This window comes from Edaphobacter bradus (genome assembly GCF_025685645.1).
Taxonomy (GTDB): Bacteria; Acidobacteriota; Terriglobia; order Terriglobales; family Acidobacteriaceae; genus Edaphobacter; species Edaphobacter bradus.
On record NZ_JAGSYF010000001.1, the window covers coordinates 1,337,934 to 1,353,119 of the forward strand.

General features: G+C 60.6%; 18 protein-coding genes. 13 read left to right on the forward strand and 5 right to left on the reverse strand.

Annotated features, from left to right (window positions below):
- Window positions 1-119 precede the first annotated feature (119 nt).
- The 3 genes from fliS to OHL16_RS05655 form a co-directional block, all read right to left on the reverse strand.
- Window positions 120-593, reverse strand: coding sequence for a flagellar export chaperone FliS (gene fliS / locus OHL16_RS05645; RefSeq protein ID WP_263366089.1), 474 nt, complete (start codon window positions 591-593; stop codon window positions 120-122).
- 5 nt (window positions 594-598) lie between these two features.
- Complete coding sequence (fliD, locus tag OHL16_RS05650; protein ID WP_263366090.1) at window positions 599-1,978, reverse strand: flagellar filament capping protein FliD; 1,380 nt, start codon at window positions 1,976-1,978, stop codon at window positions 599-601.
- Window positions 1,979-2,113: 135 nt separating this feature from the next.
- Window positions 2,114-3,325, reverse strand: coding sequence for a flagellin N-terminal helical domain-containing protein (locus tag OHL16_RS05655; protein ID WP_263366091.1), 1,212 nt, complete (start codon window positions 3,323-3,325; stop codon window positions 2,114-2,116).
- A gap of 232 nt (window positions 3,326-3,557) precedes the next feature.
- Here OHL16_RS05655 and OHL16_RS05660 point away from each other — a divergent pair, with 232 nt between their 5' ends.
- The 3 genes from OHL16_RS05660 to OHL16_RS05670 are packed head-to-tail and all read left to right on the forward strand — an operon-like array spanning window position 3,558 to window position 5,380.
- A complete protein-coding gene (locus tag OHL16_RS05660; protein WP_263366092.1) occupies window positions 3,558-3,830 on the forward strand; it encodes a flagellar FlbD family protein in 273 nt (90 codons plus the stop codon).
- Window positions 3,831-3,842: 12 nt separating this feature from the next.
- Complete coding sequence (locus OHL16_RS05665; RefSeq protein WP_263366093.1) at window positions 3,843-4,622, forward strand: flagellar motor protein; 780 nt, start codon at window positions 3,843-3,845, stop codon at window positions 4,620-4,622.
- Window positions 4,619-5,380, forward strand: coding sequence for a flagellar motor protein MotB (locus OHL16_RS05670; RefSeq protein ID WP_263366094.1), 762 nt, complete (start codon window positions 4,619-4,621; stop codon window positions 5,378-5,380). Before OHL16_RS05665 ends, OHL16_RS05670 begins: the two co-directional genes overlap by 4 nt.
- On the opposite strand, the gene OHL16_RS05675 is transcribed toward OHL16_RS05670, so the two are convergent.
- A complete protein-coding gene (locus tag OHL16_RS05675) occupies window positions 5,346-5,777 on the reverse strand; it encodes a secondary thiamine-phosphate synthase enzyme YjbQ (protein ID WP_263366095.1) in 432 nt (143 codons plus the stop codon). The two genes, OHL16_RS05670 and OHL16_RS05675, sit on opposite strands and share 35 nt — an antisense overlap.
- Window positions 5,778-5,874: 97 nt before the next feature.
- Between OHL16_RS05675 and OHL16_RS05680 the strand changes: the two genes are divergently transcribed.
- The 8 genes from OHL16_RS05680 (at window position 5,875) to sdhB (ending at window position 12,543) form a co-directional block, all read left to right on the forward strand.
- A complete protein-coding gene (locus OHL16_RS05680; protein ID WP_263366096.1) occupies window positions 5,875-6,204 on the forward strand; it encodes a hypothetical protein in 330 nt (109 codons plus the stop codon).
- A gap of 74 nt (window positions 6,205-6,278) precedes the next feature.
- A complete protein-coding gene (locus tag OHL16_RS05685) occupies window positions 6,279-7,640 on the forward strand; it encodes a hypothetical protein (protein ID WP_263366097.1) in 1,362 nt (453 codons plus the stop codon).
- Between the two features lie 25 nt (window positions 7,641-7,665).
- Entirely contained in the window at window positions 7,666-8,298 is a 633-nt protein-coding gene (locus OHL16_RS05690) for a non-canonical purine NTP pyrophosphatase (RefSeq protein ID WP_263366098.1), read from the forward strand.
- A gap of 132 nt (window positions 8,299-8,430) precedes the next feature.
- A complete protein-coding gene (locus OHL16_RS05695; RefSeq protein ID WP_263366099.1) occupies window positions 8,431-9,225 on the forward strand; it encodes a succinate dehydrogenase in 795 nt (264 codons plus the stop codon).
- Complete coding sequence (locus OHL16_RS05700; protein ID WP_263366100.1) at window positions 9,222-9,626, forward strand: hypothetical protein; 405 nt, start codon at window positions 9,222-9,224, stop codon at window positions 9,624-9,626. Before OHL16_RS05695 ends, OHL16_RS05700 begins: the two co-directional genes overlap by 4 nt.
- Before the next feature lie 7 nt (window positions 9,627-9,633).
- A complete protein-coding gene (gene sdhA, locus OHL16_RS05705) occupies window positions 9,634-11,409 on the forward strand; it encodes a succinate dehydrogenase flavoprotein subunit (protein ID WP_263366101.1) in 1,776 nt (591 codons plus the stop codon).
- A gap of 35 nt (window positions 11,410-11,444) precedes the next feature.
- On the forward strand, window positions 11,445-11,597 hold the full coding sequence (locus OHL16_RS05710; RefSeq protein WP_263366102.1) for a hypothetical protein: 153 nt from the start codon (window positions 11,445-11,447) through the stop codon (window positions 11,595-11,597).
- A 184-nt stretch (window positions 11,598-11,781) separates the two neighbouring features.
- Window positions 11,782-12,543 carry a succinate dehydrogenase iron-sulfur subunit gene (gene sdhB, locus OHL16_RS05715; protein WP_263366103.1) on the forward strand — a complete coding sequence of 254 codons (762 nt, stop codon included), beginning with the start codon at window positions 11,782-11,784 and terminating at the stop codon, window positions 12,541-12,543.
- Window positions 12,544-12,549: 6 nt separating this feature from the next.
- Here sdhB and OHL16_RS05720 read toward each other — a convergent pair whose 3' ends face one another.
- Window positions 12,550-13,476 (reverse strand): hypothetical protein, encoded by a 927-nt coding sequence (locus tag OHL16_RS05720; RefSeq protein ID WP_263366104.1) that lies wholly within the window; start codon window positions 13,474-13,476, stop codon window positions 12,550-12,552.
- Between the two features lie 200 nt (window positions 13,477-13,676).
- Here OHL16_RS05720 and OHL16_RS05725 point away from each other — a divergent pair, with 200 nt between their 5' ends.
- Both OHL16_RS05725 and OHL16_RS05730 read left to right on the forward strand, forming a co-directional pair.
- Complete coding sequence (locus tag OHL16_RS05725; RefSeq protein WP_263366105.1) at window positions 13,677-14,075, forward strand: GlcG/HbpS family heme-binding protein; 399 nt, start codon at window positions 13,677-13,679, stop codon at window positions 14,073-14,075.
- A 168-nt stretch (window positions 14,076-14,243) separates the two neighbouring features.
- Window positions 14,244-15,185, forward strand: coding sequence for a Kdo hydroxylase family protein (locus OHL16_RS05730; RefSeq protein ID WP_263366106.1), 942 nt, complete (start codon window positions 14,244-14,246; stop codon window positions 15,183-15,185).
- Window position 15,186 lies beyond the last annotated feature (1 nt).

A 15,186-nucleotide genomic window follows, 5' to 3' on the forward strand; every position in this document is an offset into this window, starting at 1 on the left:
CTTCAAAAACAAGGACTTTGCTCCATCTGGCAACCAGATTGCGTAACAAGTCCAGACTTAAGGTATGTGAAATGAAGATTTTGCACAAAAACAGGGGGAGGGGTATGACACCAAACAAACTAAGCCGACCAGCGCGAACCCACCGCTCCATCACCTGCCTGCTCAACAACCCGGCCAGGCACAAACCTCTCCTCTCGGGTCCGCAGTTCCCGCGGCAGGACCCTGCCCGCCTCCGGATCGCGAGCCACTACAACCCACGCATCGCGCACATTGCGGATACACGCCACAACCTCATGAAACTGCTCCACCGACGCCGCGTGCGAGGCCTCCAGCGTCATCGTGAACATCTCCGCATAAAAATCCGAGAGCGACTCAGCCGCGCTGCCGCCAACATCCGGCCGCAGCCGCGCCTGCAGATACATCAGAATATCGAGCGCCTTCTTCACTGCGACGCGTCGCCCGCGGACATCGTCATCCTCGACGCATTGCATCGCCCGGTAAAGAAACCGTATCGCGCCGTCATATAGCGCGACCACAAGCTCGACGCCGGTGGCACCCACTAGCGCCTGCTGCTGATAATTCGCCTCGCTCATCTCGCTCATCCTGTCTGTGTTGTGTTGTAGCCGGTTATGGCGCTGTAAAGTTCATTTACCTGATTGATCTGACTCGGAATCGACTGCAGAATCTGGTTGGCCGTGTTCAGTTCGTTCGTCAGCCGCGTCTTTTCGTCAGCGATCCGCGCCTCCTCGTCGCCGATGCTCTGGTTCAGCGCCGCCTCCTGCTGCGAGTTCTGCTGCAGCGCGAGATAAACTCCGCCCTTGGTTGAGGTACTACTCAACCCGTTCAGTACCGAGGTAAAGGTCTGCCCAAAGCTTCCGGAGTTCTGCAGAAAGCCCAGCGCATCGGAAAACTTTGAATTCAGCGCGCTATCCAGAGCGCTAGCATCCAGCGTCAGCTTCCCGTCCTGGCCTACCGAGATCCCAAGCTGTAACAGGCTGCTGATCGATCCGCTCGCCGCGCCGGAAAGAAGACCCTGCGTAAGCTGGTTCTGAATCAGCGCCACCGTAGGATCGCCATACAAAGGCTCAGGATTGCCGCTCGAATCCTTGCCCTCCTGCGTCTTGATGTCGCCAACAACCGCGTTGTAGGCCGTGACAAACGAGCTCACCGCCTGCTCGATCGAGCTATTGTCGTTCGTGATCTGCACCTGTACCGGCTGGTTCGAGTTCGGCGACGCCGACAGCAACTGAAACGTAACTCCCGGAATAACTCCGGTCACGGTGTTCGACGCGCTCGTCGTGGCCAGCCCATCGACAGTAAGGCTCGCATCAACGCCCTGCAGTCCTTGTTGGAACGAGATCGCGCTGTTCGTTGTCGCATCGGTCAGCGAAGAGCTCGCGGTGATCTGCCCGGCCGCGCCGCTCGTGCTGCTCGTCAGAGCCAGCCGCGACCCGTTCGTGTCCTTCACCACGCTCGCCGTCACGCCCACCGACGCCGCATTGATCGAAGCCGCAAGAGTTGCCAGCGTGTTGTTCGTGCCGTCGATGTTGATCGTCTGACTCGCACCTGAGCCAACCTGAATGGTCAGGCTGCCGCTCAGCGTATCGTTCGCGTTGCTCAACGCACTCGAGTACTCCGACGAAGTCTGCGCCAGGTGGTTGACAACAATCGTATGACTGCCCGCCGCAGCCAGTGAACTTGCCGAAGTCAGCGCCACGACGTTCGTGTCTGAACTCGAGCCCTGCTTCGCTGCAAAGACGCCATTGAAATCCGTCAGCGACTGCAGTGCCGTGGAGAGCGTCGCGAGATCGGTGCCAAACGTGCTCAGCGCCGTATCCTGCGCCTTCAGATTCGCCAGCTGCGTCTTCCACGGTGTCTCAATCCCCTGTTCGATCGCGAGGATCGAACTCACCGTCGAGGCCACGTCGAACCCGGTTCCGCTGTTGATTGACCCGAAGTTCAACCCGACCGTACTCATCCATCCTCCACGTCCCACACAGACAGAGCAACTGCGATGCCTAACCCGAGATCACCGGATTAGGCGCCCTTAACATTCGTACCCAGTAGCGCGGCGACAGGCGCGAACACGCCCGCCGCCGCACCACGGCCAGCCTTACTGCAGCAGCTTCAGAACCTCCTGCTGCACACTGTTGGCCTGCGACAACGCGCTGATGCCTGTCTCACTCAGCACCTTGTACTTGGCCAGATCGCTCGTCGCCTGGCCGTAGTTGGTAGCACGAACGCTGTTCTCAGCCGAAGTCAGGTTCACCGATTCCGAGCTCGCAACGTTTGACGCCGCATTCAGCTCGTTGATGTTCGCGCCGATCGAACCGCGCTGGTACGCTACGTCCTGGATCGCGTTCGTCACGCTTGTCAGCACCGCAGTTGCCGTAGCCGCCGATAAGGTCGCCACGCCGGCAGCAGTAAAGTCGACACCAGGGCCCGCCGATGTTCCAGCCGGCGTTGTGTCGGAAAGCGCTGTGCCAGTCAAGGAGAGTGTGTTCGTCACTCCGGTCGGTCCGGTGATGATCAGCTTGTTGGCGTTCGCACCGGTACCCTGGCTTGCAACAAGTCCGGCGCCGCTGAAGCCGGCATTTGCGTTCAACTGCGTCACAGCCGTGGCCAGGGTTGTACCTGCGGCAAGAGTTGCCGACACGGCAGCTGCTCCCCCGACACTGACACTCAGCGTGCCGGAGATGGTGTTGGTCGCTGCGCCCAGCGCAAACGTCGCCGTGGCGCCGGCGCCTGCCGTGGGAGCCGTCGGCGTCGGATTGGTGATCGCCACACTCGACGCGGCCGCAGGCGCCGATGTGCCAACGCTCGCAGTGCTCAGCGCGCCGGTCGTCTCGCTGAAGGTCGTCGCGCCCGACGAGGTTCCATCGCTCACAAAAACACTCTTCGCTGTCGCGGAGAACACGCTGTTGCCGTTGAAGTTCGTCGTCGATCCGATGTTGCCGATCTCCGAGAGAATGTTCTGGTATTCCTGGTTGGCCGAGCTCACCTGGCTCGAGTTCAGCGTGCCGTTGGCGGCCTCAGTCGCCAGCGTCACTGCGCGATTTAGCAGGTTAGTCACCTGCGACAACGCGCCATCGGCAGTCTGCAGCAGACCGACACCGGCCGTCGCGTTCTGTGAAGACTGCGTCAGCGCCGCGACGTTGGCATGAAGGCCATCTGCCAGAGCCAACCCGGCTGCGTCATCCGCGCCGCTGTTAATGCGCGAACCCGATGAGAGTTGCGTGAGAGTGTTCTGCAGACTGTTCTGAGTCTGATTCAGATTGGTCTGCGCAAGGGTTGCCGCGATGTTATTCAATACGCCCAAGGACATGGGGACGCTCCTGTATCACTCGATTTGAGTTACCGCGCCGCCTGTCCCGTCTGCTGCCCTGCAGGTCGATACGACCTCAGTTCACCGTGCGAGTGGCTCCGCGTTCGCTACCCTCATCGGCCCACGTCCATCCGACTTGAGGCTGGCCCCCAATCTTTCCCCATTACCTTCCGCCGCAGTTCCTTCTATCGATCTCCTCCGTCCTGTCGATAAGAGACCTGAAAGGGCCACTATGATCGACCTGACGCGCCTCAACGGCCACCGCCTCACCGTCAACTGCGACCTCATCAAGCACGCCGAATCCGCGCCTGACACCGTACTCACACTCGTCACCGGCGAGAAGCTCGTCGTGCTCGAGTCCTGCGACGAAGTCGCGCTGCGCACGCTTGACTACCGCTCCCGTGTCCTGCGCGCAGCGTGGCCTGACGCGGCTGCAATGCTCAACGCCAAAGCCGCACACGACGCGAAGCTGCTCAGCGGCGGACTCAAGGCCGAATCGAATTAAGGACACCTCGCCATGGACATCGCCAGCATCGGTGGAATCCTCGTAGCCATCCTCGGAATTCTCGCCGGGATGATGATTGAGGGCGGCAGCATCGCGCAGATCACGCAGCCCACCGCAGCCCTCATCGTCATTGGGGGCACCACCGGCGCCGTCATGCTGCAGTTCCCACTCAAGACCTTTCTAGCCGCATTGCAACATCTCATGAAGGTCTTCATCTCTGCGAGCTCCGACGGCGAAGCTGTGCTCAAGCAGATCGTCGCCTTCGCCAACAAAGCTCGCAAGAGCGGCATCGTTTCGCTCGATCAGGATCTTCCCTCCGTCACGGATCCCTTTCTTAAACAGACCCTTATGCTCGCAATCGACGGAACCGAACCCACCGAGGTCCGCAAGATCATGCAGATGGAGATCGACAACAAGAGCGAGATGGAGGAGAAAATCCCGCAGGTCTTCGAGGCTGCCGGCGGTTACTCTCCCACCGTCGGGATCATCGGCGCCGTGCTCGGGCTCATCCAGGTCATGCAGCACCTCGACAATATCGACGAGGTCGGCCGCGGCATCGCCGTCGCGTTCGTCGCCACCATCTACGGAGTCGCTCTCGCCAACCTCGTCTGCCTTCCTGCAGCCGGCAAGCTCAAGATCCGTCACCGCGAAGAGCAGATGATCAAGGAGATGATGCTCGAGGGCGTCATCTCCATCCTCGAAGGCATGAATCCACGCATGATCGAAACCCGTCTGCGCACCTTCCTCTCGGACAGCAAATCCGAAAGCACGCCCGCAGAGGCCGCAGCATGAGCCGCAAGAAGAAACACGAGCACGTCAATCACGAGCGCTGGCTCGTCTCCTACGCGGATTTCATCACGCTTCTCTTCGCCTTCTTCGTCGTCCTCTTCGCCTCCAGCCAGTCCGACAAGAAGAAGCAGATTCAGATCGCCGCCGCCATGCAGACCGCCTTCACTCCTATGGGCAGCTTCGAGGCCCACTCCAAAACGCCGCCCCTCACCGAAGGCGGCATCGCCGTTGACGCCTCGGTTCCTGCACCGATCGCACTTCCTGTACCAACAACCTCGGCGGGAGAGACCGACACGCAGCAGATCACCGCGCGCCTCACGCGTTTCTTCGAAGCCCGCATCGCAGCCGGACAGATCCCTCCGGGAAGCGTTACCATCCACACCTCCCCCGAAGGAGTCGTCATCTCGCTCCATGAGATCGGCTTCTTCCCCTCCGGTTCCGCCGAGGTCCGCGCTACCTCCATCCCCATGCTCGCAGGCCTCTCCGCAACTTTGCCCGCCGGCCCGCTGCGCATCGAAGGCCACACCGACGACATGCCCATCCACACGGCGCAGTTCGCAACCAACTGGGAGCTCTCCACCGCACGCGCTAGCGCCATTGCACGGCTCCTGCTAGAGCGCGGCCACCTCGCCCCAGCCAATCTCTCCGCCGCCGGCTACGCAGAGTTCCACCCCATCGCCTCGAACGCCACAGAAGTGGGTCGCGCCCAGAATCGTCGTGTCGATATCATCCTTTTGCGACGCCCAGCACCTTCACAATGACGCGCTTTCGCCGCTGTCCATCGAACTCCGCATAAAACACCCGCTGCCACGTCCCCAGATCAAGCCTTCCCTTGGTCACCGGCAGAGTCGTCTCGTGATGCAGCAACAGCGCCTTCAGGTGAGCATCCGCATTGTCCTCACCCGTCTGGTGATGCTTGTAGTCCGGCTTCGCAGGCGCCAGCTTCTCCAGCCATGTGCCGATGTCCTCGATCAACCCGTCTTCGAGATCGTTGACATAAATTGCCGCCGTAATGTGCATCGGCGAAACGAAGCAGAGCCCGTCGTCGATCCCGCTCCTCCGCACGATCTCTTCCACCTGCGGCGTAATATGCACCATCTCATAACGTTGCTCAGTCTCAAACGTCAGATACTCCGTATGCGCCTTCATCGTTGGCATGACACGTCTCACTTCCCTGCTCTCAGCCGGATTTATACTTAGAGCATACCGGCCAACGCCGCAACCATAGCAAGGAGCCGCTTCACAGATCGCGACCATGAAAAAGACGATCTACACTCTCGCGGCCATCCTTTGCGTGCTTACGATTCTTGTTGGTGCCACGTGCACTTTGACAGGCACTCACCAGAACCAGTCCTGCAACCACTGCACGAAACATTCGCCGCTCCAGCAGCCAACTACGTCCTGCTGCACGGTTCACCATCTGCCCTCATCGCCGACCGCATCCACTTCCCTCGAACAGCCGGCCGCAGCGATGCTGATCACATCCAGTCTGTTCCCACCAGTGACACTTGCCGTCGTGCAACCTCTCGACGTACGAACTGCCTCGCTCCCGCCTCTCCACACGCTCATCGCCCTCCGCATCTGATCCTGACCCGCGCCTTCCCGCAGCGCCTCTCCTCGCGCTGCCTGTCGCCCCGCACCATCAGGAAAAGGATTCCCATGCACCGCCTCCGTGCACTCACACTTGCGCTTGCCGTCCTCGCTCTTTCGGCTCAACTCACATTTGCGCAACACGACGATATGCCCGGCATGCAGATGCCCATGCACAGCTCGCCCAAATCCCCGGATAACGAAACCCCGATGCAGATGGACATGCCGATATCCGCGGCTACGCTCATCGAAGCGCAGCTCAACCACGCCTCGTCTGGCACGAGCATCGAGCCCGCCTCCACATCCGTCCCCATGCTCATGGGCAGCTACAAGAACTGGATGCTCATGCTCCACGGAACAGCCTTCATCACCGACATACAGCAGAGCGGCCCGCGCGGCACCGACAAGCTCTTCTCCACCAACTGGATCATGCCCATGGCGATGCGCCAGCTTGGCCCCGGCGAGCTCAGCCTCCGCGCAATGTTCTCGCTTGAACCTGCTACTATCACCGGCCGCCAGTACCCTCTGCTCTTCCAGCAGGGCGAGACCGCCTTCGGCAAGCCCATCATCGACGGCCAGCATCCGCACAACTTCTTCATGGAGGTCGCCGCCCTCTACGACATCCACCTCGGCGAACGCTCGCTCCTCAGCCTCTACGCCGCTCCCGTTGGAGACCCCGCAATCGGCCCCACTGCCTACCCGCACCGCCTCTCCGCATCTGAGAACCCACTCGCAGCCCTCGGCCACCACCAGGAAGACTCCACCCACATCGCCTACAACGTCCTCACCGCAGGCCTCACCTTCCACTCGGTCCGTGTGGAAGCCTCGGGCTTCCACGGCGCCGAACCTACCGAGCAGCGCTGGGGATTCCAGCCGTCACCCAACGGCCACGCCATCGACAGCTACTCCTCCCGCATCACCTTTTCACCCCGCCCCAACTGGAGCGCGCAATACTCCATAGCCCACCTAAACAGCCCGGAATCGCTTTACCCAAATGACGCTCAGCAGCGTCAAACCGCCTCCATCATGTACAACCGCCCCCTCCACAACGGCAACTGGTCGAACACTCTCGTCTGGGGCCGCACCAAATCCCTCTCCGACCACAGCAAAGAGAACAGCTACCTCCTCGAATCCCTGATCAAGTTCCGCACCCGCAACTACGCCTGGACGCGCATCGAGAACGCCGGCCGCTCCAACGAGCTTCTCTTCTCTTCCGGCTCGCCGCTCCCTCCCAACTTTGTAGAGTCCCCCATCGGACACGTCGCTGCCTACAGCTTCGGCTACGACCGCGACTACCGCATCGCCTCACACCTCCTCGCCGCCCCCGGAGCCCAATTCACCACCTACTCCACGCCCGACGCGCTCGTCTCCGCCTACGGCCGCCACCCCTTCGGAGCGGCCATCTTCGTCCGCCTCCGCATCACGCAATAGACAGGTGCAAAATAGAGCCAGCCCCGTGACCCTCTACGTCGCCACCTCGAACCCCGGCAAGCTACGCGACTTCGCCGCCGCCGATACCCTCCACATCCCCATCGAGCCCCTGCCTAACCTGGCCGACATCGCGCCGCCGCCCGAAGACGAGCCCACCTTCGAAGGCAACGCCATCGCCAAGGCCCTCTACTACTCCCACCACGCGCCCGGCGAGATCGTCATCGCCGACGACTCCGGCCTCGAAGTCGACGCCCTCCACGGAGCCCCCGGCGTCCGCTCCGCTCGCTTCGCCGAAGACCACAACTTCCTCCCCATGTCGCCGCTCCCTCCCGACGAGCGCAACAACCTCTACCTCGTCGAAACCCTCACCGGAGTTCCCCTCAGCGACCGCGAGGCGCGCTACCACTGCGTCCTCGCCGCCGCGCGCAACGGCCACATCCTCGCCATCGGCCACGGAGCCGTCGAAGGCGAGATCCTCACTGCACCCCGCGGCTCCGGCGGCTTCGGCTACGACCCGCTCTTCTACCTCCCCACGCACCACCGCACCATGGCCGAGCTCGACCTCGCAACCAAGCTCACCCTCAGCCATCGCGGCCGGGCCTTTGCAGCGCTGCTCAAGGAACTCGAGCCGCACCTCTCTTCCGCTAAGTTCACTTAATCGCACAAACTTACCGATAACCGCACGAAACACGCCCTGTTTTCTTGACGCTGGCAAGACCATAGCGGAATAATCAGCCTGCCGCACAAATCCATCCGCAGGTGCGCGCCCAAATCATCCCAAGGAGCCTTCATGGCAACTGCCGCACCGCCATCCCCGCCCGCCGCTCAGCCCCACCCGGGTATCAAGGGCGGCGTGCAACCGCTACGTGCCGGCCAGGGCCACTCCTTCTTCTGGCGCAAGCTGCACTCGCTCACCGGCATCGTCCCCATCGGCGCCTTCCTGATCGAGCACATCGTCTCCAACTTCGAGATCGTCAACGGCCCGCTGGCCTACGCCAAGCAGGTCCTCTTCCTCAACTCCCTCCCGCTCGTCCGCGTCCTCGAATGGACCCTCATCTTCATCCCGCTCGCCTACCACGCCCTCTACGGCGTCTTCATCGCCATCCGCGGCCGCAACAACGTAAACGTCTACCCCTGGGCCGGCAACTGGATGTACCTCTCCCAGCGCGTCACCGGCATCATCGCGCTCCTTTATATCGGCTACCACGTCTGGAGCCAGCGCTTCAGCGGCGTCAGCCTCCCCGACCACCCCGGCGCAGCCTTCCACAAAGTCCAGGTCGAGCTCTCGAATCCGTGGATGGTCGCCATCTACGTCATCGCGATGGTCGCCACCACCTGGCACTTCGCCTACGGTATCTGGCTTTTCGCCGCCAAGTGGGGCATCACCCCCGGCGACAAGGCCCGCAAGCGCTTCGGCTACGTCTGCGCCGTCGTCGGCATCGCGCTCTGTCTCATGGGACTCGCCAGCATCTACGCCGTCGTCAATGCACCGCCGGCCCCAGAAGACGTCATGCCCGAGCAGCCGTCAATCACCCTGTCCGTGCCAGCAACGAATTCCGCGCAACCGGGACTGGTACGACAATGACACGTTTGCGAATCCTGCAAGCATTCGAGGTTGTACTAGTTCTTGCTCTGCTGTTTGGAATTGTCGAGGAATTTCGTGATCCTCAATGGCCGGGGGTCGTCGGGATTGCCGTCAACCTTCTATGGCAATATGTGACTTTATTGGCGATTCGTAGACAAAAGAGCATCGCACAACTCACACCGCATGAACAAACAACAGTAATGAACCAGCAGCGAGCAATACTCAAGCCTTTATTCATTGGCGGGTTTTCACTCTTCGCCGTACTAATGATTAGCGTTGGGCTGTTTCTTTCTCACGCATATTCAATTCGAACATTCGCTTTTGTCGTCGTGATCGCAAGCGCACTCGCGTTCAGTTTCCTCTTATTTAGCTTTACTCGACTGCGAAAGAGACAGGGATAGGAACCTCATGGCAGCAACACCCAGAATCATCGTAGTAGGCGGCGGACTCGCCGGCCTCTCCGCCGTCATCAAGATCGCCGAAGCGGGCGGCAAGGTCGACCTCTTCTCTATCGTCCCCGTCAAGCGCTCGCACTCCGTCTGCGCTCAGGGAGGCATCAACGCCGCCAAGAACCTCAAGGGCGAAGGCGACGACGTCTTCAAGCACTTCGACGACACCATCTACGGCGGCGACTTCCTCGCGAATCAAACGCCGGTCAAGAACATGACCGCGCAGGGCCCCGCCATCATCGACCTTCTCGACCGCATGGGCGTCCCCTTCAACCGCACCCCCGAGGGCTTGCTCGACTTCCGCCGCTTCGGAGGCACCCTCTACCACCGCACCGCCTTCGCCGGAGCAACCACCGGCCAGCAGCTCCTCTACGCGCTCGACGAGCAGGTGCGCCGCTACGAGTCCGAGGGCAAAGTCACCAAGTACGAGGGCTGGGAGTTCCTCTCCGCCGTCCTCGACTCGCACGGAGTCTGCCGCGGCATCTGCGCCATGGACCTCCGCACCATGGAACTCCGCACCTTCCCCGCCGACGCGATCATCATCTGCACCGGAGGCAACGGAGCCATCTTCGGAAAGTCCACCAACTCCGTAGTCTGCACCGGGTCCGCGCAGTCCGCCCTCTACCAGCAGGGAGCCTACTACGCCAACGGCGAGTTCATTCAGGTCCATCCCACCGCCATCCCCGGCGAAGACAAACTCCGCCTCATGTCCGAGTCCGCCCGCGGCGAAGGCGGCCGAGTATGGGTACCAAAAAATAAGCAGGAAACGCGCGCCCCGCGCAGCATTCCAGAAGGCGACCGCTGGTACTTCCTCGAGGAGTGGTACCCCAAGTACGGCAACCTCGTCCCCCGCGATGTCGCCACCCGCGCCATCTTCAAAGTCGTCTACGAATACGGCATGGGCATCGACGGCCAGCCCATGGTCTACCTCGATCTAACTCACATCGATCGAGCAACTTTGGACCGCAAACTTGAAGGCATTCTCGAAATCTACGAGAAGTTCGTAGGCGACGACCCGCGCGAAGTTCCCATGAAGATCTTCCCCGGCATGCACTACACCATGGGCGGCCTCTGGGTCGACTTCAACCAGCAGACCAACATCCCCGGAGTCTTCGCCGCCGGCGAAGCTGACTACTCCATCCACGGCGCCAACCGCCTCGGCGCCAACTCCCTCCTTTCCTGCATCTACGGAGGCTTCGTCGCCGGCCCGCAGGCCATCCAGTACGCCAAGTCCCTCCCCGCGCCCGAGGGCGACGGAGGCCATGCCGCCGAGCTGCAGCGCCAGAAGGAGTACAACCAGATCCTCCTCAGCAACCCCGGCACCGAGAACCCCTTCAAAATCTGGCGGGAGCTCGGCGAAACCATGACCAAGCACGCCACGATCATTCGCTACAACTCAGGCCTCGAGGAGGCCGACGCCAAGATCGTCGAGCTGCTCGACCGCTACCGCAACATCAACCTCTCCGACAAGAGCCAGTGGGCCAACACCAGCTTCGCGTTTGCCCGCCAGCTCTGGAACATGCTCCACCTTGCCCGAGTCATCGTCCAGGGCGCGCGCCTCCGTGACGAATCCCGCGGAGCCCACTACAAACCCGACTTCCCCGAACGCAACGACGAAAAGTTCCTCAAGACCACCAAGGCCAGCTTCAAGGACTCCAGCCCCGCCTTCGAGTGGGAAGACGTCGACATCAGCCACATCAAACCACGTCCACGCCGTTACGACGCCACTGCCTGAGCCCATATGAGATTTCACCAGAGGGAGCAGCAACCATGTCCCGAATCGTCGAACTCCAACTCGCTCCGCAGGCGCTGGCCATCATCAGCGTGCCGATTGATAAGCACATCAACCTCTTCTACACCGGACTTGCAATCATCTTCACCTGCGTCATGGCCTACATGTTCTTCTCCAAGAAGCGCCAATGAGCGAAAGGGCTTATGACAAACCAGGCAACCCGCAGTCACATCAGCCACGACCATGCCGCTACGATGCATAGTTCAAGAGTTTTGCTTTAGGGCACGGCTTTAGAGCCTGTCCTGAGCGGCGTCGAAGGATGCCGCAAAAAGAACGACGAAGAAACGGGGCTTTAGCCCCTGAGGGCAACCAACAATGCCAAGCACCATCAAAGTCGAGATCAAGCGTCAGGCCAAGCCCGGCGCCCCCGCCGTCACCGAGACCTTCGAGGTCCCCTACCGCCCGGGCATGAACATCACCTCGCTCCTCGGCGAGATCGCGCTCAACCCCGTCGATGCTTACGGCAAGCCCACCACGCCCATCACCTACGACTCCAACTGCCTCGAAGAGATCTGCGGCTCCTGCGCGATGCTCATCAACGGCAAGGCCCGCATGGCCTGCTCCGCCCTCGTCGACAAGCTCCAGAAAGAGAACCCCGGCAAGCCCATCACGCTCGCCCCGCTCTCCAAGTTCCCCGTCGTCCGCGACCTCGCCGTCGACCGCTCCGTCCTCTTCGAGAACCTCAAGCGCGTCAAGGCCTGGGTCCCCATCGACGGTACGTATGACCTGGGTGCTGGCCCTCGCCAGCACCCTCAAATCCAGGAACAGCGCTACCCGCTCTCCAACTGCATCTCCTGCTGCTGCTGCATGGAGGTCTGCCCGCAGTTCAACGACGTCACCAACTTCGTCGGAGCCGCCACCATCGCGCAGGCCAAGCTCTTCAACATCGACCCCTCGGGCGCCGTTCTCGCCGAAGACCGCCTCCGCGCCCTCGCCGGTGACGGCGGAATCCAGGAGTGCGGCTTCGCCCAGAACTGCGTCCAGGCCTGCCCCAAGGAACTCCCCCTGACCGAAGCCATCAGCGACATGGGCCGCGACGTCTTCGTGCAGCAAGTCAAAGACCTCTTCTCCCGCTAGCTCTACCTAAGTCTTACCTTTCGCGCGTAACTGTACGATCTTGCCCGTCATCGTCTCTACGTCGTCAACTGCCTCATCGCTGACGGCCCGTAGCCGTTGACGACGTTGTTCACGAATTCCGGCAACCGTTCCCATCACGGGTATCCAATTGCTCGCGGCCTTATGCGCGTCATTAAGAAACTCCTGTGCTTTCTTTCTAACCGCATCTGGCTGGGAATTGTCGCTTGCTATTTTTCTCAACTCCGCGTCCGCCGAATCGGTCTGCTCGTAGAAAAATGCATTAACCAATGCGATCTTGCCGTCTACATTCTTCTCGACTGCGAACCTCTCTGCCGCCGGCTTCACCCAACTGTCATCTTTCATAGAGAGCAAAATGTACATGAGCGCCATGCGCTGATCCAAAGTCATAGCGTGCTGCGGCACAGAAACACGGAACGTAGGATTGTCCAGAATATGCAGCGCAGCAGCGGTAGTATTTACGCCGTCGCAGGCAAGGTCATGCACGGTAAAGAAGTAAGTTCGGCTCTGTGTGTCTCGCAGGTCCGTTCGAGCCAATGCATCAGCCGCCAACTGTTTGTCTTCAGACGTCTTGGATAGAGAGAGCAGAAGTTCGCTTCCATCCGTTAAAAAGAACGATCCTTGCGGCGCATCACGGAGTTCGACACGCAATAAAGGAAGCGTTCTGGCGGTGTCGCCTTTCGCCTCGCCCCAAAAATGATCCATCTCGGCTGATTTCTTCGACCGTTCCGCATCAGTAAGCTTCGAAGGATGGAAATCATAAAGAGCTTCAACGCGTGCGTGCATTTCTGCCTGCGTTAGCGGAACACTTCGAGTTTTAAGTTGCTGTGCATTGACGCCCATGTGGACGGCTGCGAATGTTCCAGCAACACCAAGACATTTGGCCCAAATGTACATCAACTTGGTTGTTCTCATTCGGATCAGTCTATCCTGTACGTCAACTTTGTAATTTTCACAAAAAACTCATAGATGCCCCATGCGCGCTTTCCGCACATCGTTGGGATTATCGCGCGAAAGCGCGAATCGCCGTCCTCCGTTCCACCCCCACCTGCATCCTACTTAATCGCCGTCGCGCAAATCACCGCCGCAAGATCACAGTAAAGGAGCAGATCAGCATGAGCATCAACCTCGAGACTGCGCGCAAGATCATCGCCGCCGCCGAAAAAAAAGCCACCGAGATCGGCCAGCCCATGAACATCGCCGTAGCCGACGCAGGCGGCAACCTCATCGCCCACGTCCGCATGGACAACGCCTGGATCGGCTCCATCGACATCTCCATCAAGAAGGCCTGGACCTCCCGAGCCTTCGACATCGCCACCAAAGATCTTGCCACGCACTCACAATCCGGCAATCAGTTCTTCGGCATCCATGCCTCCAACGACGGCAAGGTGATGATCTTCGCCGGTGGCATCCCGCTCAAGAAGGACGGCAAGGTCGTCGGAGCCATCGGCGTCAGCGGAGGCTCAGGCGAACAGGACCACGCCGTAGCAGAAGCAGGTGCGGCAGCTTTCTAACTGCTCGGGTGCCCCATCCATCGCGCTTTTGCGATGGGTGGTAATGCGAGGCCCCACCCAGCCCTGTCTTGCCCAAATGCTCATCTCCTATCTATTTCCTTGCCATAGAGCTGGCGATCTACTGTCCGGTCATTTTCAAACCAACCTTGCAGAGAGTACTCTGCCTGCATGAGCGGGCTCATCTCTTCTCAAAAGCCGCCATCGCATCACCCTTTTTCGGCCGCTGCAGAGGCCATCTGGATCCCTGCCAACGCAGACGCTCCCACCCGGGCCGTAGAAGAACTTGAAAACGGAAAGATCGTAATGCTTCCATATGAGCCTTTCCGCCTGACCCACGAAGAGGAGGCTTTTCTCAATCCCGATTGCCTGGACCCGGGCTCAAAGAGCATCAAGTACTCTCCAACGCAAAGAAAAATCTGGGGAGCGGCGGAACAACACAAGAACTCCACGGCACTCGCAGGGCTGATGGCCCGCTACGCCGACTTTGCCCGCGACTTGGTTAACCGGCTTCTCCCCCGCTACTCCGCCGCCCTGATCATCGGTAACGGCAGCCTCCGCCCAGTCGAGGTCGAGGGGCGCGTGCAAAGCAAGCGACACGACGACCGCCTCCTGCACGTCGATTCGTTCCCCTCTCGACCCACGCAGGGCAAACGCATCCTTCGCATCTTCGCCAACGTCGATCCCTCCGGAAAAACCCGGCACTGGCAGGTCGGCGAACCCTTCGCCGACGTGGCCGCGCGCTTCGCGCCTCGCATCTCTGCTCCATTCCCCGGCAGCGCTCTCCTCATGCGACTGCTCAGGATCACCAAGGAAAAACGCAGCCCCTACGATCACTACATGTTGCACATCCATGACCAGATGAAACTCGACGACGAGTATCAGGCGGCCGCTTCGCGCTCGGACATCCACTTTCCCGCCGGATCGACCTGGATTGCATTTACTGATCAGGTATCCCACGCGGCGCTATCCGGCCAGCACGCGATGGAGCAAACCTTTTTTCTTCCATCGGACGCAATGCGCAACCCTTTGCTCTCCCCACTACGGGTGCTTGAGGCCCTCGGGTGCCCCACCCTTCGCGGTCTCACCGCGAAGGGTGGAAGAGAAGGATGAC